Origin of the sequence: Aldersonia kunmingensis (assembly GCF_001646865.1) — a bacterium.
In the GTDB taxonomy this organism is placed as follows: domain Bacteria; phylum Actinomycetota; class Actinomycetes; order Mycobacteriales; family Mycobacteriaceae; genus Aldersonia; species Aldersonia kunmingensis.
In genome coordinates, this window is record NZ_LRRB01000238.1 from 22923 (window position 1) to 44001 (window position 21079).

Consider the following 21079-nt stretch of genomic DNA (forward strand, 5'->3'; position numbering starts at 1 on the left):
GGTTGCGCACGATTTGCAGAGCTAACGATCGTTAGGTAGAGAAGACCCATGAGCTCTGCCGCCGCTTACGCCGTTTCCGCGCCCGACGCCCCCTTCGAGAAGATCACCATCGAGCGTCGTGAGCTCGGTCCCACGGACGTGCTGATCGATATCAAGTACTCCGGGATCTGTCACTCCGACATCCACACCGCCCGCAACGAGTGGGGCGGCACACAGTACCCCTGCGTGCCGGGACACGAGATCGCCGGCATCGTCGCTGCGGTCGGCTCCGATGTGACGACCCACCGTCCTGGTGACCGGGTCGGCGTGGGCTGCCTGATCGATTCGTGCGGCGAGTGCGAGCCGTGCCAGGACGGTGACGAGCAGTTCTGCCGCAAGGGCGCTCTGCCGACCTACAACGGGCGCCTGCCCGAGGGGCACACCTTCGGCGGCTACGCCACGCAGATCGTGGTCACCGAAGAGTTCGTGCTCTCGATTCCGGAGGAGATTCCGCTCGATGCCGCCGCGCCGCTGCTGTGCGCCGGCATCACGCTGTACTCGCCGCTGCGAAACTGGGCTGTCGGTCAGGGCACTCGCGTCGCGATTGTCGGCATGGGCGGCCTCGGGCATGTCGGTGTGAAGATCGCCAAGGCGATGGGCGCCGATGTCACGGTGCTGAGCCAGTCGCTGAGCAAGAAGGACGACGGCCTGCGGTTCGGCGCCGAGGATTACTACGCGACCAGCGACCCGGACACGTTCAAGAAGCTGCGCAAGCGGTTCGACCTGATCATCAACACCGTCTCCGTCAACCTCGATATCGACAAGTACATGGGAATGCTCGCCATCGACGGCACCCTCGTCGAGCTCGGTATCCCGGAGAAGCCGATCAGCGTGCGCGTCAGCTCGCTCACCAACGGCCGTCGCTCGCTGGCCGGATCGATGATCGGCGGCATCGCGCAGACCCAGGAAATGCTCGACTTCTGCGCCGAGCACGGCATCGTCGCGGAGATCGAAGTGATCTCTGCCGACAAGATCGACGAGGCCTACGACCGGGCGGTTGCCAGCGACGTACGCTACCGATTCGTCATCGACACGGCGACCATCTAACGGCTCCAGCCAGCGGGTTCCCGCGAGCACTGCGCCCGCGGGAACCCAGCTGACTAGGTGAGTTCCTTGCGCAATTGCGCGAGGGTCCGGGACAGCAGCCGGGACACGTGCATCTGCGAGATCCCGAGCTTCTCGGCGATCTGCGTCTGCGTCATGTTGCCGAAGAAGCGCAGCAGCACCACGGTTCGTTCCCGCTCGGGCAGCGCGGCGAGCAGGGGTCGCAGCGACTCGTGGTTTTCCACGTTCTCCAGCGCGGCGTCGTAATCGCCGAGGGTGTCGACGAGTGACATTTCCTCGCTGCGGTCGGTGGACGGGCGGTCCACCGAGATCGTCTGGTACGCATTGCCGGCGATCAAGCCCTGCGTGACGTCCTCGGGGTCGAGCCCGAGTTCGGCGGCGAGTTCGGAGACCGTGGGGGAGCGGCCGAGCCGCTGGGACATCTCGCCGGTGGCCTTGCTCAACGCGAGGTGCAGTTCCTTCATCCTGCGCGGGACGCGCACTGCCCAGCCGGTATCGCGGAAATGTCGGCGTACCTCGCCCATGATCGTGGGCACCGCGAACGACACGAAGTCGAAGCCGCGGGTGACGTCGAATCGATCGACGGCGTTGACCAGGCCGACGCGGGCCACCTGGACCAGATCGTCGTGTGCCTCGCCGCGCCCGTCGAAACGGCGGGCTATGTGCTCGGCGAGCGGAAGACAACGGGTGACGAGTTCATCCCGCAGACGTCCCCGCTGCGGATCATCGGGGTCCAGACTTGCGATCTCTGCGAATCGTTCCTTGACGTCGGCGTACTCGTCGGGCTGTCTCGTGGAGCGTTCCGGGCTCACGCTGGGCCGCCGCCAGTGCTGGGCTCACCATCCATGGACAGATCGGCACCGACGATCGATCGCTTGCTGAACTCGATGGTGGACAGGTATCCGCCGACACCGTCGGAGCTCGGAGCCTGATGCAGGTCCGCGGAGTCGGTGAGTGTGGTCAGCACGTGCCAGCCGAAACCACGCTGGCTGGGCGGCACCGTCTCGTTGATGGCCGAGCTGATCGACATTTCCAGCCGCCCTGGCTGGACGAGGAACTTGCAGATCAACTGCACATTCGGCTGCGCCCGGACGATGAGGAACGACGCGGCCTCATCTGCGGCGAGCCGAATATCGGCGATTTCGTCGAGATCGAAGTCGCACTGCGCGGCCATGGTCGCCGCTACTGCCCGGATCACTCCGAGCTGCCCGGGGTCCGACCGAACCCGCAACTCGACTGCCGCGTCGGTATCTTGCAGAGCCACTGCTACCACCTTGTGTCCTGCAGCTGCGCCTGCGACACCTTGGTGCATTCGTCTCGCGCGGTCGGAATCGGTTGCGGGCTGCTGTCTGTACTAGATCCGGACATGCCGATGTAATACCCGGACAAACCAATACTAATCGTGTCCTAACCTGCTGTGACTGTACGCACATCGATACCGCTGCCGTATCGGGTGGCCGTCAGTCGAGGGCGCGCGCGAATAACGCGAGAAATGGCCGGTGATTGGGTCGGCCGTTGCGACGCAGCGGCATCGAATCCCGCGCGGCAGCGATCCATTCCTCGCGGGTCACCCGGTCCAGAAACAGTCGGTGGCCGCCCAGATGCGCGACGAGGTGGAGGTACAGATTCCCGGTGCGGCCGTTGCCCTCGCGAAACGGGTGAGCGTGGTTGTAGTCGGCGTACAGCCGTGACAGCCAGTAGCCGATTCCGGCGATATCGGGCGGCTCGGCGAGAAACGTTGCCGTCAGCGCGTCGAGTTCCGCCAGCCTTTCGTCGAGATCGTCTACCGCGGCGAAGTTGCTCGAGCCCCGGCGCAGTTCGGTGATCCGCAGATGGCCCGCCCAGGGATAGACGTCGGCGAAAACATGCTGATGCAGTGCGTGCAGATCGAGGTCGTCGGCGGAGACGCTTCCGGCTGCGATCCTGGCGTGGAACTGCGCGAGCCGGCCGGCCGTCGCAACGAACTCGAGGTCGCGCAGCGGTGCTCCGGTGCGCACTGCGAAGTTGTTGCGCAGCACCGTCGTTCCCGGCCACAAGTAGGGACGCCGCCGCGCGAACAGCGCCGGACGGGTCCTCGTGCCGGGCGGATCGACATGGCGGACCAGATACTTCGCGAGGTAGTCGCCGTAGTTGGTGGAGCCCGCGAGCAGGGCACACAGATCGTCGACATGCTCATCGGTCGGCTGCCAGCCCTCGAACCGCTCGGCGGCGATCGTCTGGGTGAGCGCATGCGGCAGCGCCGGGCCGGTCACCCGAACGCGGCCGTCGTCGAGAGATAGGCAAGCTTGCGGCGCACGCCCGCGACCTCCCCGCCGAGGGCCCGCAGCGTCGCGCGGTCCTGTGGCGACATGGATGACAGCGCCACTCGGTCGTCGCCGCCGCGGCCCTCGATCCAGTCCTTGGCCCGGTAGCGCCAGCGCAATCGGGTGAGGATCGCGTAGCACTCCCGCAGGGTCTGCGAGTCCGCCTCCGACAGTCGTTCCGTGCCGGCGGCCGCGTGCAGCCGATCGATCGTCGAGACGTCGGTCGAGCCGACGCTAAGGGACGCCCAGCGGGCGATCGCCACTAGTGGCTCGAGCGCTGCCGACTTCAGGTCGATGACGTCGTCCCCGGTCGCGAATACCCGGAGTCGGCCGGGGATCCCGGCCCGCTGGGCGGTGGCGTCCTGCAGCATGAGCCGCCGGCTGTCGGGCTGCCGCTGCACTGCGGCAGCGATACCGGCGCGTAGGGGGCTCGCCGCGTCCGGGTCCGCGGCACTCACCGCGTCCGCGAGCAGGCCGGTCATGACGACTCCCCGATCCGCGCGTGGGTCGGCGGTCCACGTCTCGATGCCCGCCAGCCATTCGCGCTCGGTTCGGCAGAATCGGTTGCGGCTTGCCAACGCACCCTTGTCGTCACCGTGCAGGCCGAGTCGTTCGAGCAGTGCGTGTACCTCGGCGGCGCGGTCGGTTGCTTCCCGCAGTCGTCCGGACTCGGTGTCCGCGAGCACGAGCAAGGAGTCGATATCCGAGCCGGGCAGTGCCTCGCCGCGCCCGGTGCTGCCCGATACCTGGAAATCCCAGTCGATCGGGGCGGCCGCGGTGACGATCCGGGCGGCGGCCGTGACGGTGGCCCGGACCAGCGCGGACCAGGAGGTGGCCAGGCGGGTGGCCGGGGCATGCGCGGATACGGCCGCGATGACCGCGGCGCGGCCGAGCTGCAGCGCGTCGGAAAGGTCGCGCTCGTCGGCGGCCCCGGCCGCACGATCGCGTGCGTCGTCGAAGCCCGGCTCGAGAGACATGCGGTGATTGTGGCAGTCGGACTGCCGGGGACATCAAGCTCTTACGTCGCGTAACACAGCTCTAACTTTCGCGTGACAGCGTGGTCATAGTGGCGCGAGAATCTATCGACCGACAGGTAAAAGGGCTCGACGCCGACTCCTTCGACCCGTTCACCAGCCGATTCCCGACTCCCAGAGGGAACATATGACCACCACCGCTACCGCTGATGATCGCGACGACCTTTCGGAGTTCGGGTACGACCAGCAGCTGCACCGTTCGCTCGGAAAGTTCGAGTCCTTTGCCGCCGGCTTCTCCTTCGTTTCCATCCTCACCACGATCTTCCAGCTGTTCGGGCTGGGTTTCGGGTTCGGTGGTCCGGCCTTCTTCTGGACGTGGCCCGCAGTGTTCCTGGGTCAGTTCTTCGTTGCGCTCTGCTTCGCCGAACTCGCCGCGCGCTACCCGATCTCGGGCGCCATCTACCAGTGGTCGCGCCGCGTCGGCGGTGAGGTGATCGGCTGGTTCGGTGGCTGGTTCATGATCCTCGCGCAGATGGTCACCGCCTCCGCCGCGGCCATCGCGTTGCAGGTGGTACTGCCCTCGATCTGGGGCGGGTTCCAGGTTATCGGGGAGGACACCGACCTCACCTCGCCCAGCGGTGCACAGAACGCGGTGCTGCTCGGCTCGGTGCTGCTGGTCATCACCACGATCATCAATTGTCTTGGCGTGAAATGGATGTCCCGGGTCAACACCGTCGGCGTCGTGTGCGAACTGATCGGCGTTATCGCGGTGATCGGCGTGTTCTTCACCCACGCTCAGCGCGGTCCGGACGTCGTCTTCGACACCGGAACCCCCGGTGAGCAGCCCGGCTACATCTGGGCCTGGATCATGTCCGGCCTGATGGCCGCCTACGTGATGGTCGGCTTCGGTTCGGCCGGCGAACTTGCCGAAGAAACCAAGAACCCGCGTCGCGTCGCGCCGCGCACTATTCGCCTCGCGCTGTCGGTCTCCGCGCTCGGCGGCGGTCTGATGCTCCTCGGCGCATTGATGGCGGCACCGAGCCTGACCGACGGACGGCTCGCATCCGAGGGCCTGCCCTACGTGCTCGACAGCGTGCTCAGCTCCCCGTGGGGCACGGTGCTGCTGATCGATGTGTGCATCGCAATCACGATCTGCACCTTGGCAATTCAGACTGCCTGCTCGCGCCTGATGTTCTCGATGGCACGCGACGAGCGGTTGCCGGCCTCGAAGGTGCTGTCTCGGGTCAACCCGCACACCGGCACCCCGATCTGGCCGTCCGTGCTCATCGGCCTGGTCTGCATCGGCATCCTGGTGATCAACGTCGGCAACTCGGCCATCTTCACGACGCTGGCCAGCGTCTGCATCATCCTGATCTACCTGGCCTACCTGACCGTCACGGCGCCGTTGCTGTACCAGCGTCTGAAGGGCTGGCCGGCGCAGAGCAACGTCGTCGACGCCGAAGGGCGCCCGCTCTTCTCGCTGGGCCGGCTCGGCATCCCGGTGAACATCCTCGCGGTCGGCTACGGCGCGCTGATGATCGTCAACCTGTCCTGGCCGCGCGCCGAAATCTTCAACCCCACGGGCGAATACCCCATCCTGCAGTGGGCCGGACCGATCTCGATCGTCGCCGTGATCGTGGCGGGCGCGCTGTGCTTCCCCCGCAAGAGGACTCATCCCAAGCCCGTCACGATCGGAGCCTGAGCATGACCAGCACCGCGACCACCGCCGGCGAAGCCGGCACGTCGACTACCGCCGGCGCCCGCGCGCATGCCCGCGCGCAGGCCGGCACGATCACCGACTCGATGCCGGTCGTGCCCGCCAGCAAATGGCCCACTCCGCCGGCCGACGTCGACGCCGCCCTGCTGACCTGGGCGGAAACCGTGCCCGGCGGACGCTACACAGCGAAGGTGCTCGGCCGCGGCACACGGTTGCGGCTGCGCGATGTGCACGGCACCGGCTGCGCGAACATCATGGCCTGGCGGGCCGACGCGCCGTGGGAGCGGCTCAATGTCGCCGACACGGTGAAGGTGCCGTGGCAGGCGTACCTCGGCGCCGGACATCCGCTGCTGTCCGATCAGGGCAACGTGCTCGCCACCGTGGTCGCGGATACCTCCGGTCGGCACGACGCGCTGTGCGGCACCACGACCCTGGCCGGCAACACCGCGAAATACGGTGCGGGCGAGCCGGAATCGGGCTCGCCGGCGGGGCGGGAGCTGCTGGTTCTGGCGGCGCTGAAGCACGGACTCACCCGCCGCGATGTACCGCCGACTCTCTCGTTCTTCCACGGTGTGCGTGTCGATCAGGACGGCACGATGGTCTCGACCGGGAACGCCGACGCGGGCAGTTACGTGGACCTGCTCGTGCACCTGCCGATCGTGGTCGCGGTCGCGAACTCCGCCCACCCACTCGATCCCTCGCCGGTCTTCTCGGTGGGTTCGGTGGAGGTGCTGGCGTGGTCGGCGCCGGGTGACCTCGCCGATCTGGCGCGCCGCATCGACGACACCGATCCGGAATACCAACGGGCCTTCGGCAATTCCGAGGACGTCTGGCACGCCGCCCACCCCTCGCTGAGCGAAGCGAAGCCCCAAACCACCGAGGAGTTCCGATGAGCACCGATCTCGCCGCCACCGACTTCGCCACAGTCGCCGCGGAGTCCCTCGCATTGGTGCCCGGCGACGTGATCCTCGACGAGATTGTCGCGGCGCGGGCGCCGTGGTCCGCGATCGTTGCCGCCGGTGACGTGCTCACGATCGTCGACCTGTGCGGCAACCAGGCCGTGGACACGCTTTTCTACGGCGGTGCAGACCACACCGTGCGGTACAGCGCCGCTGTCACAATTGCCATGCAGGGCAACATCTTTCTGAGCGCCGGTAGCGTTCTGCGCGACGCGGACGGTGCGGCGATGATGACGATTGTCGGCGATGAGGTGGGCAACCACGACACCATCGGCGGCGCCTGCTCGCAGGAATCGAACACGCTGCGCTACGGGCACCAGACCAAGCACCAGCACGCCTGCGTGGAGAACTTCATCGGCGAGGGCGCGCGCTGGGGACTCACGAAGCGCGACATGGTCAGCAACGTCAACTTCTACATGAACGTGCCGGTGGACCCGGACGGTGCACTCGGCATCGTCGATGGATTGTCCGCTCCCGGAAAGCGTCTCGCTCTGCGAGCGGATATCGACACCCTCGTGCTCGTCTCGAATTGCCCGCAGATCAACAACCCGTGCAACGGTTTCGACCCGACGCCGGTGCGGATGATCGTCACCCGTCCTGTCGGAGCAGGCTCGAAATGACCGTCGTCGAGATCGTCCGGCCGGGGATGTCCACCACCGTGCAGGACTGGCCGGGCCGGATCGGCTACTGGCAGGTGGGTGTCCCGCCGTCGGGGCCGATGGACGATCTGTCCTTCCGCCTGGCCAACCTCGCGGTTGGAAACGATGAGGGCGCAGCGGGTTTCGAGGCGACCATGGGGGGACCCGCGCTGAGCTTCGATACCGATACTTGGGTGTGCGTAGCGGGCGCGCCGTCGCCGGTGACGGTCGGCGGGGTCTCGCGTCCGATGTGGCAGCCGATTCTGGTGCCCGCGGGCGAGGTGCTCGACATCGGCATGGTCGCGGGGCCCGGATTGCGGATCGCCATCGCGATCGCAGGAGGGATCGGAGCGGAGACGTACCTCGGCAGTGCCTCCACCTTCACTCTCGGAAAGTTCGGCGGCCATGAGGGTCGCACCCTGCAGGTCGGGGACAAGTTACGCGTTGCGGGCGCCGCGGCCGGTCCGCGCCGGCGGATCGGTGCCGACGAGCAGCCTGCGCTGACCACCCGTTGGGATCTCGCCGTCACCGTCGGTCCGCACTCCGCGCCGGAGTTTTTCACCCCGGCCGATATCGAGACGCTCTACAACACCGACTACGAGGTGCATTTCAACTCCGACCGCACCGGCGTCCGGCTGATCGGGCCGAAGCCCGAGTGGGCACGCCCCGATGGCGGCGAGGCCGGCCTGCACCCGTCCAACATCCATGACAACGCCTACTCGGTCGGCTCGCTCGACTTCACCGGTGACACCCCGATCCTGCTCGGGCCGGACGGGCCGAGCCTGGGCGGATTCGTCTGCCCGGTCACCGTCACGACCGCGGACCGGTGGAAGCTCGGTCAGCTCGCGCCCGGAGCTACCGTGCGATTCGTACCCGTGCGGGCCGAACATGCCGCGCCCGCAGCCGAATTCGGGTCCGCCCGACGCGCATCGACTCCCGCCGTTATCTCCGCAGGTGGCGACGAGGACGGCGGCGTGCTCGGCCGCGGCACCACCAGCGACGGCGATACCGACATCACCTACCGGCGCACGGGCGACGACAACATCCTCGTCGAATACGGCGACATGCGACTCGATCTGGCGCTGCGCGCCAGGGTGCACGCCCTGCACTATGCGCTGTCCGAGCAGTCCATCGCCGGTCTGATCGACCTCACGCCGGGCGTGCGCTCGCTGCAGGTGAAGTTCGACCCGGCACGCGTGAGCCAGCGCAGCGTTGCGGACCTGCTCGCCGAAACCGAATCCGCACTTCCGCCGGCCCAGCAACTCGTGGTGCCCAGTCGCACTGTTCGGCTGCCGCTGAGTTGGGACGACCCGTCCACCCGTGAGGCGATCCAGCGGTACATGCACGGTGTGCGCTCGGATGCGCCGTGGTGCCCGTGGAATATCGAGTTCATCCGCCGCATGAACGGCCTCGACAGTGTCGACGACGTGCACCGGATCGTCTATGACGCCGAGTACCTCGTGCTCGGTCTCGGCGACGTGTATCTCGGTGCGCCGGTGGCGACCCCGCTGGATCCCCGGCACCGACTGGTCACGACGAAGTACAACCCGGCCCGCACGTGGACGCCGGAGAACGCCGTCGGTATCGGCGGCGCGTACCTGTGCATCTACGGCATGGAAGGCCCGGGCGGATATCAGTTCGTCGGCCGCACCACGCAGGTGTGGAATCACCGGCATCCCGAGCGCGCCGGCGGTTTCGAGCCCGAACACCCCTGGCTGCTGCGGTTCTTCGACCGGATCAGCTGGTATCCGGTCTCGGCCGAAGAGTTGGCCGATCTGCGCGCCGACGTCGCCGCCGGTCGCGGCAGCATCGAGATCACCGAGGGCGAATTCTCGCTGGCCCAGCACGAGCGATTCCTCGCCGACAATGCCGCCGACATCGGCGCGAAGCGCGACAAGATGGAGCTGGCCCGGGCCGGGGAGCGCGAACGCTGGGCCGCCGCAGGCGAATTCGCCACAGCATCGAAGGAACCCGTATGAGCCGTATTGCCGATATCTACCGCAGGATCGAGGGGAGTGGGCGCACGGAGGTTTTCGTGCACCTGCGACCGGAGGCGGAGGTGGCGGCGGAATGGCAGGCGTCGGTCGCTGCCGGTGGGTCACTCGCCGGAGTTGTGCTCGCGGTTAAGGACAACGTCGATGTCGCCGGACTGCCGACCACTGCGGCTTGTCCGGGTTACGCATTCGTGCCCGTCCGTGACGCCGCCGCGGTCGCCGCACTGCGGGCCGCCGGCGCTGTCGTCATTGGCAAGACCAACCTCGACCAGTTCGCCACCGGGCTGGTCGGAACCCGCAGTCCCTACGGGGCGGTGCGGGATTCGGTTCGGCCCGAACATATTTCGGGTGGGTCCAGCTCGGGCTCCGCAGTCGCGGTCGCACTGGACTTCGCGGATATCTCGATCGGCACCGACACCGCCGGTTCCGGTCGCGTGCCGGCCGGCTTGCAGGGCATCGTCGGTATCAAGGCAACTGTTGGCTTGGTCTCGACCGAGGGCGTTGTCCCCGCCTGCGAAAGCTATGACTGCGTCACCATTTTCGCGCGCGATCTGCCGACCGCGGAAGGCGCGATGGCGGCCATGGCGCACGGTGCACCGGATCGGACATGGCCGAGCGATATGGCGTTCGCCGCGCCACCGCGCGCCCGCGTCGCCATTCCGGCCGAACTGCCGGCCCTCGACGATTCGTGGCACGCGGCGTTCGACCGGGTCGTTCGCGGGCTCACTGCACAGGACATCGAGGTCGTCCCGATCGATATCGCGCCCTTCCTCGCGGCTGCGCGCCTGCTCTACGACGGTGCGCTGGTCGCCGAGAGGTGGGCAGCGGTCGGTGAGTTCATCGGCACCGCCGATTCGCACGCGCAGGTTGATCCCACGGTTGGCGCCATCGTGTCCGGTGGCGCTCGATTCGCCGCGGCCGACCTGGTACGGGACCGCCGCCGGGTCGCGGAACTGCGCCGCGAGGCGTTTGCGTTGCTGCGTGGCTGCGATGCACTGATGGTGCCGACGGCGCCCGCGCACCCGACGATCGCGGAGGTTGCGGCCGATCCTGTGGGAGTGAATTCGCGGATGGGCACGTACACCAACTTCTGCAATCTGTTCGACATGAGCGCGGTCGCGATCCCGGCCGGAACGGTCGATGAGGGCGACCGGGGTACCGCGCAGTTCGGCGTGACATTGCTCGCGCAGGCGTTCGGCGATGCAGTGGTGGCAGATCTGGCCCGGGCGATCCTCGGGCTCGATCGAGCGCAGGCCTCGTGGCCGGAGCGCGCGGGCGCACCGGCGCGGGAACTTGCGGTCTTCGGTGCGCATCTGCGCGGGCAGCCGCTCGAGCACGAGCTGACCAGCCGCGGCGCCCGGTGGGCCGGTGCTGTGCGAACGGCGCCGAACTACCGGCTCAAAGCGCTCGACACGACACCGCCGAAACCGGGGCTACTGCGAACCGAGTCTGGGGGCGCGCAGATCGTGGGGGAGCGGTGGGTGCTGTCGCCCGCGGCGCTTGGCGCTTTCCTGGCCGCGCTGCCTGCGCCGATGATGCTCGGCTCGGTCGAGTTGGACGACGGAAGCCGACTCACCGGCTTCGGCTGTGACCACGCCGCGGGGCTCCGTGGCGTCGACATCACGAAGCACGGCGGCTGGGTCGCCGCACACGCCGCAGTAGCTACCGCGTAGCCGGTATGGCCGGGGAGAGCGGAGTTTTGGCACGCGCTGTGTACCGGCCGAGCGTTGATTAGGCTGGGTGCCAAGCGACCTGCGCGGGCGGAGTGCAATTGGTTCCTGGCGAGCGAACACCGTCGACAGCGCCTCGCGCCCGAGAACGCCGTGGGCGCGGGGTCGTCCCCGTCCTGCTCGCATTGCTCGCCGTCTTCGTGGTTCTCGGTGCCGTCGAACAATGCGGCGGACCTGGGGCTTTTGGCACGCGAACCCTGCAGACCGTGCCTGCCCCGCCACCACCGCCGCCACCGCCTCCGCTCGATCCGGTGGCCGTCGGGGCAACCGTCAACCCTGTCCTGGCGAATATCGACGTTTCGCTCGAGCCGCTCGGACTGGAAGGCGCGGGAACGGGAATCGTGCTCACCCCCGACGGGCAGGTGCTCACCAGCCATCACGTGGTGAAGGGCGCGGAAACGATCGCCGTGACAGATGTGGGAACGAGCGAGACGTTCGACGCGACAGTGCTCGGCTACGACGCATCGCGCGATATCGCGCTGCTCCAACTCGAGGGCGCTGCGGGGCTGCCCGTCGCGCGGATCGGTGATTCGAAAGCCGTGCGTATCGGCCATCAGGTGATGGCGATCGGCAATGCCGGGGGTGCCGGCGGGATACCGACCGGAGTGCTCGGCAAGGTGACGAACCTCGACCAATCGATCGTGGCGCGCAATGAGGCCGATTATTCGCGTAAGTCGATCGATGGATTGATCGAGGTCGAGGCCGAAGTCTCGGCAGGTCAGTCCGGCGGGTCACTCGTCGACTGGTCGGGCGCGGTCGTCGGGGTCGTGACCGCGGCCTCGGGCGAGGTGGCGCGGGAACTGCACCAGCCGACCAACGGATACGCAGTCCCCATCGCCGACGCGATGGCCATCGTCACGCAGATTCGCTCTGGCGTCCCGTCGGACACGGTCCATATCGGGCGCACTGCCGAGCTCGGGGTGATGATCTCCAATGCGCCGGGCGGAGCAAAAGTGGACGTCACCTTCTACGGTTCGGCCGCGTATCGCGCTGGTATCCCGGACGGGGCAGTGATCACGGCCGCCAACGGTCGCCCGGTCGGCTCGACCGACGATCTGCGCAAGGTGATCACCCGGGCGCAACCCGGCGAGATGCTGGATCTCGGCTGGATAGACGGCGCGGGGATGCTGCGCCGGACGACGCTAGAACTGGACGAAGGCCCGCCGAACTAGCGGCCGAAAAGAGGACAATTGTCGTATGAGCGAGTCACCGGAAATCGAAGAACCGCTCGACGATGTTTTCGAACAGCGTCAGTTCGTCGGCGACGAACCCGATTCACCTGAAGTGAGCACGCTAGCGGTCGAGGCGAACCCGGCCGACGTGTTGGAGCAGCAGGTCGAAGTCGGCCGTGGCGACGAAGAGGACGAGTTCCGGGCTTAGCGGAGCCGAGTCGCGAAACTACCGACGGACGTCCTTCTCCTCGCCGAGATCTGTGAGCGGTTCCGTGCTGTCGGGTTCGTGTCGACGGACGGTGAGCGGCAGAACGATCCAAAGGATCAGCAGAAGCAGCGCGACACCGGCAGTCGCCACCCAGGCCGCGACCGGTCCGACCACCACGGAGAACACAAGCGCTATGACGCCCGTGAGTGCGGCGCCAAGCATGATCAGGCCGATCATCGCGCAGCGGTGCGCCGCGTCAACGAGCAGATCGAGTTGGTGGCGGCGGAACAGCATGCGGTGCATTCCTACCGGCGCGACAAGCAATGCGGTCGCGACGATCGAACACACCACTGTCCCGAGGTAGATACCTTTCTGCTGGCCGGACAAGTCCTCGAACTCATCCAGGAACGGCAGTGTCAGCAGGAATCCGGTGAGCAGCTGCACGCCGGTCTGCACCACGCGCAGTTCCTGCAGCAGGCTCAGCCAATTGCGGTCGAGACGCTCCATCCGCGTCTCGTTGCGGGCGTTGGCATACCAATCGTCATCGCCGGTGGCCTGCGAATTCACTGTTGAACCATACCCACGTCCAATGGTCGTAGAGCAGCTTCGTGACCATTCGGTGAACACCGCCTGCCAGCGGGTATGCCGGGGGTACCGTGGAAATCACCGTTCCGACCGAACGTCGCGAGCCGGCGTTCGCACATGAGGAGAGGAGACCTCATGAGCCTGAACATCTTCGCTGGCTGGGCCGGATACGTTCTCGCGTTGATCGCGGTCGTATCCGCAGGCAGTTTCCTGGTCGCCGCGGGATACGGCTTCACAGGGTGGGCGCTCATCGCTGCGCTCATCTTCGTTGGGGCGGTCGCGCTGGCCGTGGGAATCGTGGGTGGCACGGTCCACCACGACCACAAGCTGCACCGGGAAACGCCACATATGTTCTGACCCGCGAACTGCGCTGCGGGCCGCCCGAGGAGGGCGGCTTGCTCGTGTCTCGGGACGGCGCGGATGCTTGACACCCTCCGTAACAGGTAACACACTTCTTGTTGTACCTATAACGCGGAGTACCGGATAAATCCGCGTGCGGCGAGCGTGCTTACAAGGAGGTGAGCCGCGGTGTCGGGTGTCGAACAGCGGCGGTCCCGAACGACGGAAGCGCAACGCAACGAGGACCGTGAGCGCACTGCGGCCCGGCTCCTGAGATCCTCAGCCGAAAAGTTTTACGACCCGGATGTCGACATTGCCTGGGACGCCCCGTGGGTCGAGGGCAAGGCTTGGCTGCCAGAAGAGCGAATCTCGCTCTACGGCACCAAACTGTGGGACCAGCTCACCCCGGAACAGCGAATCGAGCTGGGCAAGCACGAACTCGTCAGTCTCCTGAGCTTCGGTATCTGGGCCGAGGCGGTGTTGAGCGGAATCCTCCTGCGCGTGGTCGGGCACGGGCCCGCGACGTCGGCGCATTCGCTCTACGCGTTGACCGAGATTGCCGATGAGGCCCGGCATTCGACGATGTTCGCCCGGCTGATCGAGAAGACCGGCGTCCCGGCGTATCGCCAGCCCGCGGTATCCCGACTGCTCGAGCGCGTCGTGCAGTTGATGCCGATCGGTCCGGCGACCTACGGCGGCACACTGCTCATCGAGGAGGTGCTCGACCGGGGGCAGCGCCAGGCGATGGCCGACCCCGGTGTCCAGCCGCATGTACGTCAGTTGATGCGCATCCATGTGCTCGAAGAGGCGAGGCACATCAGCTATGCGCGGGCCGAAATGCGCCGCGGGCTCGAGAAGCGAAATGCCTTGCGCCGAGCCCCGCACCGCGCCGCACTCGCGGGGTTTGCGGTGGTCGTCTACCCCCTGATGATCACGCCACGGGTCTACCGCTCGGTGGGGATCAGCCCGGCGCGCGGATTCGCCGCCGCGATGCGGAGCCCGCAGTACCGGATCAACATGACCTTCATGTCCGAGCCGATGCTGCGGTACTTCGCCGAGGTGGGGATGTACGACGGCGCCGTCACCAAGTTCCTGTGGAAGCTGACGCGCTCGGTGCCCGCCGAGCTCGCCGCGAAGTGACCGAATTGCCCGGTGGAGCAGTTCGGCGTTGTGGATGAACCTGCGCAGTCATTGGCCGTGAACGGAAGATTCGTTGCGTTAGACGGAGTGAACGCTTCCGTTCACCCCGTCCGGTCGACTTCCGCTCGTAACCAATGACGAGGGAGCGCGCCCCTAACTCACCCGCTCGACCGAGATCGTCAGGCCCGCAGCCCGCAGTCGGTCGATCAGGGTGTCGCCCATGACGGTCGCCGGGGTCGCGACTCCCGTGACTGTCGACAGCTTCGACTCGTCGAATGCGAGCGCGAGCCCGGACTCTCCGAGCATGACGGCGGTCAATTTGTAGCCAGGGTCGCCATCGCCGGCCACCACGGTCCGGTACTTCGCGCCGGACGAGGTGTGGGTGATGAACTCGCTGCGGAACCAGCCGTTGTCCTGGGTCTGCTGGCTCGGTCCGGTGCCCGGCTTGGGCAGTACCCGGTCCAGGATCTTGTTGCCCCAGCCGCGAGTAAGCACGGCCATGAGCGTCAGGCCCACGGGAAGGACGCCCGCTGTGGCCGTCGCGATGACCGGAGCAGCGGCGGTCTTCCCGGTGCCCATCACCTCGCGGTAGCGGAAGTCCTTGCCGTAAGCCCAGCCCAGCAATGCGTTGCTGCGGCGAACGATTCGGGTGTTGTAACTCGCCATAATGAAGGTGGTTACCCAGCCCGTAAGGCTCGGATCGATGGACTTCGCGGGGGACAGTGCGCGATCGGACTGCTTGCCGAGATCGGGCTCGAGTGCGCGGTCTGGGGACAGCGCGTACGGGTCGGCTGTGACCTTCATCAACGAGCGGTCGTCCATAACCGCCTCGGCCTGTCCGCGGCCGGACGCGATGGTGCCGCCGCTGAACCCGCCCTTCGCCGTAGCGACCATCGTCGACTCGGTGAGCTCGCCGGTGTTGTCGGCGATCGACTGCTTGTAAGTGGCATAGACGCCGAGATCCGAAGGGACAGAATCGTATCCGCAGGAGTGCACGATGCGTGCTCCCGTGGCGAGGGCGTGCTCCTGGAAGCGGTCGATGCTGTCGCGCACGAACAGCACCTCGCCGGTGAGGTCGGCGTAGTGCGTTCCGGCGCGCGCGCATGCCTCGACGAGGGACAGCCCGTACTTCGCGTATGGGCCGACGGTGGTGACGACTACGCGGGTGCGCCCCGCCAGGTCGACCAGCGACTTCTCGTCCGACGCATCGGCAGTGACGATCGCCCAATCCTGCGCGCCCGCACCGAGTCCCGCGCGCACCTTGGCGACCTTGTCGGCCGAGCGCCCGGCCAGTGCGATGCGAGCCCCGGTCGGCGCGGCCATGGCGAGATACTTCGCGGTCAGTTCGCCGACGAATCCGGTTGCGCCGTAGAGCACCACGTCGAACTCGCGCTCGTTGCCCTTCGGCTTGGGTTCGGCCTTGGGCTGGGTCTCCGCAGCCGGCGCGGCCTTCTTCGCGGGAGCGCTCTTTTTGGCGGGCGCGGCTTTCTTGGCGGCCGCAGCAGGTGCGGCCTTCTTGGCGGGCGTTCGTTTGGCCGGTGTCTTCTTGGCCGGCGTGGCCTTCGGCTCGGCAGGCGGCTCCGCCGCTGGCCCAGTAGTCGGTTCGGCCGTTGGCTCAGTCATGCGACCCCCGTTTCGATTTCTTGCGGTTTGTTTGCGATCGTCCGTGCAGGCGGCGGCGGGTGGCCGCCGTGGCGCTGGTATCGAGCCATTCCCGGTGCGCGCGACCGAGTTCCGTGGCCGGCTCGTCACCGTACATCCACTCGCGCGCGATGCGGTGCCAATTCGCGGATGCCTCGAGTTGTCCGAGCATGCCGAAGGTCAGGAAGTCCGCGCGACGGGAAAACAGGTGCTCGGGTGGGAGGTTCTGCTGCTTCATTCCGGCGAACTCGGTTGCGCGCGGATCGATTGCGAGCAGGAAAGCGCCGCTTGCCAATTCAGGGGTGATCCGCAGTTCCTGATCCACCAGGCACCACTCGGAGGCCGAGTACACGTAATCGACAACCTCGTCGACCGACACCGGCTGTGTCGAGTCGAACACGCCCCGCCGCTCCCACAGCCGGTAGAGGTCCTCGCCACGGTCCTCGGCGGCTGCGCGCAGGCAATCGAGTTCGAAGTCCACGAGTGCCGGGTCCATGGTGTTGAACAGGCCGAAGTCGATGAACGCCACGCGCCCGTCCTCGCCGAGCAACACGTTGCCAGGATGCGGGTCGCCGCAGAATTCGTCGAAGCTGAACAACGAGCCGACGTAGAAGCGGTAGACGATCTCGCCGATCCGGTCGCGGGTCTCCTGCGGCAAGTCGCCGATGCCGGCGAAACCGATGCCGGGGAAGTACTCGCTCACCAGTACCCGCGTGCGGCACAGTTCGGGCACCGGCGGCGGGACCGCGATGAACGGATGCCCCTGGAAAAGTTCCGCGATCCGCGTATGCGTGCGCGCCTCGAGTTGATAGTCGAGTTCGTTCTCGATGTTGTCGGTCAGTTCGTCGAGCACAGCGGAGGTCACCCACGGCATTGCCGACTGGATCACCCGGCGCAGCATTACGAGGTTGCGCAGGTCGGCGCGCACCGCGGCGTCGATGCCCGGATACTGCACCTTGACCGCGACCTGCCGGCCGTCATGCAGTCGCGCCCGGTAGACCTGCCCGATCGACGCCGCGGCGATCGGTTCGGACTCGAACTCGGCGAACAGTTCGGTGATCGGGGCACCGAGGTCGGCCTCGACGACGGCACGCATGTCGGCGAAGGGGACGCTCGGCGCGCTGTCACGCAGAACGGCCAGCTTCTCCTGGAAGGCCTCGCGGTGGGCAGGCGGGACGAGGTCCAGATCGAGTACCGAGAGCATCTGGCCGAGCTTCATCGCGACGCCCTTCATCGCGCCGAGCACGGTGACCAACTGTTCGGCTGCGCGAATCGTCGATTCCTCGCGCAACTGCTCGCGGACTTCTTCGGAGCGGCCCACCATGGACATCCGGGTTTTGCCGCTGCGAAGCACCTGCCCAGCGGCTGCGGCGCCGAGCTTCGATCCTCTCGCCAGGCGTGAGGTCGGCACCTGCTTCGGCAATCGAACCTCCGTCGTCCGTCGGCCGGCCTCGGGCCAGATGACACACTGTCACGTACCCGCGTGCGCGACTCGGGAAGCGTAACCATATGGTCTCGGGCGACGAAGAAACATGGCAAGACGTGATGGACGTTACATTTGTCAGGCGGAAAGGGAGCCCGTGCGACCAGATTCTGAAGCGGGTTCGTTTCGTAAGCGACGTGGATCCCATCTTTCGATCGTGCCGCCCAAGCAGGAGAAGGGAGCCGACGTGGCAGTCAACGGCTACGGGCCTTCAGTCTCGACCGAGTACGTCACCGAGAACGTCCCGAAGATCACCGTCTTCGACGGACCGAGTTGGCAGAGCCTGTCCCTGCGGCGCGCGCTGCAGCTGACCATTCGGCCGGTACTGCAGGCCTGGGGCGCGGTGCCGAGCCTGCCGTGGCCGTTCTTCGCGATCGACAAGGTTGCCGCAGCGCTGCCTCCGATCAGGGGCACCCGGCACCACCCGGTGCAACTGCCGAACTGCGACGCCGAGTGGCTGCGCGCACCCGAGGTCACCGGTGACGACCGCGTCGTGCTGTACATGCACGGCGGCGCCTTCGTCTGCTGCGGCCTCAATACGCACCGGCGGCTGCTGTCGATGATCTCGGCGGCCGCCGACGCGCCGGCTCTCGCCGTCGACTACCGGATGCTGCCCGACACCCCGATCACTGCGTCGGTCGAGGACTGCCTCGACGGCTACGAGTGGTTGCTCGATCAGGGCTACCGGGCGGATCAGATCGTCTTCGCCGGCGACTCGGCCGGTGGCTTCCTGGTGCTGATGACGGCGCTGCTCGCCAAGGAGCGCGGCTTGCCCAGCCCGGCGGCGATCGTGTGCCAGTCGCCGTTCATCGACACCGACCCTTGCCGCAAGCTCGAGCGTCTCGGCGACATGCACGATCCGATGTTCCCGGCGAACGCGCTGGTCTCGCTGACAGAGCTCATGACGAAGGTGGAGGCCAAGCGCGGCCGTCTCTGGCACGGGCGGGTGGCCTCGCCGCTGGATGCCGACCTGTCCGAGTTGCCGCCGGTGCTGGTGCAGTGTGGTGCCGACGAGATGCTCGTCGTTGATGCCGAGTACATCGCGGCGGCGATCGCCGACGCAGGTGCCAGCTGCGAACTAGAGCTTTTCGAAGGTCAGTTCCACGTGTTCCAGGCCGCGGCGGACCTGCTGCCGGAAGCGGCGGAGGCGATCGTGCGGATCGGCAAGTTCGCCAAGCGACACGTGCCGGCTTAACGCACCGCGGCCACGATCGGCTGCCTCGCCTTACTCGGGGCGGGGCAGTTCGTGTTCCTGGGCCTTGAACTTGGCAGGTGACCCGCCGTGCCGGGCAATGCCCTCGATCGCACTCCAGGTCATCATGAGCAGGTAGTCGATGAGATCGTCGGCGGACATCGACTTGTTCGAGATCCACCAGTGCGTCGCGAGCTGCACGCCGCCGACTATCGAATAGGCCCATGGCACCGAGCCGCCGGAGTCCATCTGGAGCAGCCGGGCGCGCTCGCCCAGCACGGTCGCGACGACCTCGGCGAACATGCGCTCGGAGTCGGCGATCACGTGTTGGTTTGTGCCGGCGTTGTTGCCCATGACGAACAGATAGATGTCCGGATCGGTGGCGACGGTTTCGACGTACGCGGCGATGGCGGAGCGGGTGAGTTCGTACTCGCCGCCGCCGCTGGCGATCGCGGCGTAGATGCGCGGCGCCAGGATGGTCTCCACGTAGCGCATCATCGTCGCGTTGATCAGGTCGCCCTTGTCCGCGAAGTAGCGGTAGAGCACCGTCTTGGACACGCCGATTTCGGTGGCGATCTCGTCCATGCCGACGTTGCTGCCGCGCGCACGGATCGCGGCGAGCGTGCCGTCGACGAGTTCCTCGCGACGGGCGATCTTGTGCTCACGCCAGCGCCGTTTGCGCCCGTCGGGCTTCTCCGCGGCGGGCTGCCGGTCGACGTGCACGGCTTCGTCGGTGGACAGGATCGCTCCCTAGAAAGTTGGTTTCGCCGCGGCCCGCTCCGCGGACCGCCGATCTCAAGCTTAGGCCGCACCCATCTTCCCCCACCCGGCGGAACGCCGGACGTCGAAACACTGCCCGGCGGAAGTCGGGATATCGAAACGCCTGCGCGGCGGCGGCCGGGAAGGCGAGCCCCGAGGCAGTCCGCTCGAATTGGGCACACTTATGGGGTGGAAGCGACGACGACTCAACAGTTGGACGTGCAGCGCAGTCCTGCACCGCGCTCGACGGCCGTAGGCCGCCGACCCGATCTGGTGCCGGGACCGCTGAACGAGGCCGTCAAACGCCGCGATCTGCGCCGGATGAAGTTCGTGGCCACCGGGTTCCTGGTCTTCGCGACCATCGTCTACCTGTTCTGTCGCTGGCAGGAGTCCCGCGGCGCGGGGGAGTGGGTCGGCTACGTGCGCGCCGCGTCGGAGGCCGGCATGGTCGGTGCACTTGCCGATTGGTTTGCGGTGACGGCCCTGTTCCGGCATCCGCTGGGGCTGCCGATTCCGCACACCGCGATCATCCGCAAGAAGAAAGACCAGCTCGGCGAGAGCCTGAGCGCATTCGTCGGACAGAACTTCCTTGCCGCCGACGTCGTGACCGCGAAGGTCGCGTCCGCGCAGATCCCGATGCGGCTCGGCGGCTGGATGGCGCAGCCACGGCACGCCGAGCGGGTGGCCGCGGAATCCTCGGCGATGCTCGGCGCCCTCGTCGGGGTGCTGCGCGATGAGGACGTCCACCAGGTCATCGACCAGACCATCGTGCGCCGGATCGCCGAGCCGCAGTGGGGTCCGCCGATTGGAAAGGTGCTCGCCGAACTGCTGTCCGAGAACCGGCAGCAGCCGCTGGTCGACATGCTCGCGGAGCGTGCGCATCAGTGGGCGCTGGCCAGCCAGGAGACCATCGACAAGATCGTGCTGCGCGATTCGCCGGCCTGGTCGCCCAAATTCGTCGACATCATGCTTTCGGAGAAGATCTACCGCGAGCTCGTCGAGTTCACCTGGAAGGTGCGTTCTACGCCCGACCATGAGGTGCGCCTCGCGGCAAACCGGTTCCTGGTCGATTTCGCCGAGGACCTGCAGCACGACGAGGCCACGATCCGGAAGGCCGAGCGGGTCAAGGACGAGATCATGG

General features: G+C 67.0%; 20 protein-coding genes. 12 read left to right on the forward strand and 8 right to left on the reverse strand.

Translation table 11 applies throughout. From position 1 onward, the window contains the following. The first annotated feature begins 48 nt into the window (after positions 1 to 48). Entirely contained in the window at positions 49 to 1086 is a 1038-nt protein-coding gene (locus A8G08_RS18715) for an NAD(P)-dependent alcohol dehydrogenase (protein WP_068277502.1), read from the forward strand. A gap of 53 nt (positions 1087 to 1139) precedes the next feature. On the opposite strand, the gene A8G08_RS18720 is transcribed toward A8G08_RS18715, so the two are convergent. From A8G08_RS18720 to A8G08_RS18735, 4 genes are all read right to left on the reverse strand, one after another. Then, complete coding sequence (locus tag A8G08_RS18720) at positions 1140 to 1916, reverse strand: SigB/SigF/SigG family RNA polymerase sigma factor (RefSeq protein WP_068277504.1); 777 nt, start codon at positions 1914 to 1916, stop codon at positions 1140 to 1142. After that, positions 1913 to 2368, reverse strand: a complete 456-nt coding sequence (locus A8G08_RS18725) for an ATP-binding protein (protein WP_187344488.1) — start codon at positions 2366 to 2368, stop codon at positions 1913 to 1915. The genes A8G08_RS18720 and A8G08_RS18725 overlap by 4 nt, the downstream gene beginning before the upstream one ends. Positions 2369 to 2564: 196 nt before the next feature. Next, positions 2565 to 3356 carry a Fic/DOC family protein gene (locus tag A8G08_RS18730; protein ID WP_068277505.1) on the reverse strand — a complete coding sequence of 264 codons (792 nt, stop codon included), beginning with the start codon at positions 3354 to 3356 and terminating at the stop codon, positions 2565 to 2567. After that, a complete protein-coding gene (locus A8G08_RS18735) occupies positions 3353 to 4384 on the reverse strand; it encodes a putative nucleotidyltransferase substrate binding domain-containing protein (RefSeq protein ID WP_068277508.1) in 1032 nt (343 codons plus the stop codon). Before A8G08_RS18735 ends, A8G08_RS18730 begins: the two co-directional genes overlap by 4 nt. A gap of 184 nt (positions 4385 to 4568) precedes the next feature. On the opposite strand from A8G08_RS18735, the gene A8G08_RS18740 reads away from it, so the two are divergent. The 7 genes from A8G08_RS18740 (at position 4569) to A8G08_RS18770 (ending at position 12799) form a co-directional block, all read left to right on the forward strand. Beyond that, positions 4569 to 6083 (forward strand): amino acid permease, encoded by a 1515-nt coding sequence (locus A8G08_RS18740; protein ID WP_068277511.1) that lies wholly within the window; start codon positions 4569 to 4571, stop codon positions 6081 to 6083. A gap of 2 nt (positions 6084 to 6085) precedes the next feature. Continuing rightward, the gene (locus A8G08_RS18745) at positions 6086 to 6991 is read left to right on the forward strand and encodes an urea amidolyase associated protein UAAP1 (protein ID WP_068277514.1); all 906 of its coding nucleotides are present in this window, start codon (positions 6086 to 6088) and stop codon (positions 6989 to 6991) included. Further along, positions 6988 to 7677 carry an urea amidolyase associated protein UAAP2 gene (locus A8G08_RS18750; RefSeq protein WP_068277515.1) on the forward strand — a complete coding sequence of 230 codons (690 nt, stop codon included), beginning with the start codon at positions 6988 to 6990 and terminating at the stop codon, positions 7675 to 7677. Before A8G08_RS18745 ends, A8G08_RS18750 begins: the two co-directional genes overlap by 4 nt. Beyond that, entirely contained in the window at positions 7674 to 9674 is a 2001-nt protein-coding gene (locus tag A8G08_RS18755; RefSeq protein ID WP_068277518.1) for a 5-oxoprolinase/urea amidolyase family protein, read from the forward strand. Before A8G08_RS18750 ends, A8G08_RS18755 begins: the two co-directional genes overlap by 4 nt. Continuing rightward, the gene (atzF, locus tag A8G08_RS18760; RefSeq protein WP_068277523.1) at positions 9671 to 11362 is read left to right on the forward strand and encodes an allophanate hydrolase; all 1692 of its coding nucleotides are present in this window, start codon (positions 9671 to 9673) and stop codon (positions 11360 to 11362) included. The genes A8G08_RS18755 and atzF overlap by 4 nt, the downstream gene beginning before the upstream one ends. Positions 11363 to 11625: 263 nt before the next feature. Further along, complete coding sequence (locus tag A8G08_RS18765; protein WP_245672896.1) at positions 11626 to 12591, forward strand: S1C family serine protease; 966 nt, start codon at positions 11626 to 11628, stop codon at positions 12589 to 12591. 25 nt (positions 12592 to 12616) lie between these two features. Continuing rightward, a complete protein-coding gene (locus A8G08_RS18770) occupies positions 12617 to 12799 on the forward strand; it encodes a hypothetical protein (protein WP_068277529.1) in 183 nt (60 codons plus the stop codon). 18 nt (positions 12800 to 12817) lie between these two features. Here the strand turns inward: A8G08_RS18770 and A8G08_RS18775 are convergent, their stop codons facing one another. Continuing rightward, positions 12818 to 13306, reverse strand: coding sequence for a DUF6328 family protein (locus tag A8G08_RS18775; protein ID WP_222844281.1), 489 nt, complete (start codon positions 13304 to 13306; stop codon positions 12818 to 12820). A 213-nt stretch (positions 13307 to 13519) separates the two neighbouring features. On the opposite strand from A8G08_RS18775, the gene A8G08_RS18780 reads away from it, so the two are divergent. Together A8G08_RS18780 and A8G08_RS18785 are read left to right on the forward strand one after the other, a co-directional pair. Further along, the gene (locus A8G08_RS18780; RefSeq protein ID WP_068277535.1) at positions 13520 to 13741 is read left to right on the forward strand and encodes a hypothetical protein; all 222 of its coding nucleotides are present in this window, start codon (positions 13520 to 13522) and stop codon (positions 13739 to 13741) included. Between the two features lie 171 nt (positions 13742 to 13912). Then, positions 13913 to 14863 (forward strand): AurF N-oxygenase family protein, encoded by a 951-nt coding sequence (locus tag A8G08_RS18785; protein ID WP_068277538.1) that lies wholly within the window; start codon positions 13913 to 13915, stop codon positions 14861 to 14863. A gap of 153 nt (positions 14864 to 15016) precedes the next feature. Here A8G08_RS18785 and A8G08_RS18790 read toward each other — a convergent pair whose 3' ends face one another. Together A8G08_RS18790 and A8G08_RS18795 are read right to left on the reverse strand one after the other, a co-directional pair. Next, the gene (locus A8G08_RS18790; RefSeq protein WP_084436513.1) at positions 15017 to 16486 is read right to left on the reverse strand and encodes a saccharopine dehydrogenase NADP-binding domain-containing protein; all 1470 of its coding nucleotides are present in this window, start codon (positions 16484 to 16486) and stop codon (positions 15017 to 15019) included. Then, positions 16479 to 17927: an ABC1 kinase family protein gene (locus A8G08_RS18795; protein ID WP_157108652.1), complete on the reverse strand. Its 1449-nt coding sequence runs from the start codon at positions 17925 to 17927 to the stop codon at positions 16479 to 16481. The genes A8G08_RS18790 and A8G08_RS18795 overlap by 8 nt, the downstream gene beginning before the upstream one ends. A gap of 217 nt (positions 17928 to 18144) precedes the next feature. On the opposite strand from A8G08_RS18795, the gene A8G08_RS18800 reads away from it, so the two are divergent. Further along, positions 18145 to 19182: an alpha/beta hydrolase gene (locus A8G08_RS18800; RefSeq protein ID WP_245672897.1), complete on the forward strand. Its 1038-nt coding sequence runs from the start codon at positions 18145 to 18147 to the stop codon at positions 19180 to 19182. 30 nt (positions 19183 to 19212) lie between these two features. On the opposite strand, the gene A8G08_RS18805 is transcribed toward A8G08_RS18800, so the two are convergent. After that, a complete protein-coding gene (locus A8G08_RS18805; RefSeq protein WP_245672898.1) occupies positions 19213 to 19902 on the reverse strand; it encodes a TetR/AcrR family transcriptional regulator in 690 nt (229 codons plus the stop codon). Between the two features lie 357 nt (positions 19903 to 20259). On the opposite strand from A8G08_RS18805, the gene A8G08_RS18810 reads away from it, so the two are divergent. Beyond that, positions 20260 to 21079: DUF445 domain-containing protein (locus A8G08_RS18810; RefSeq protein WP_157108654.1), on the forward strand; the 820-nt coding region annotated here is incomplete at its 3' end.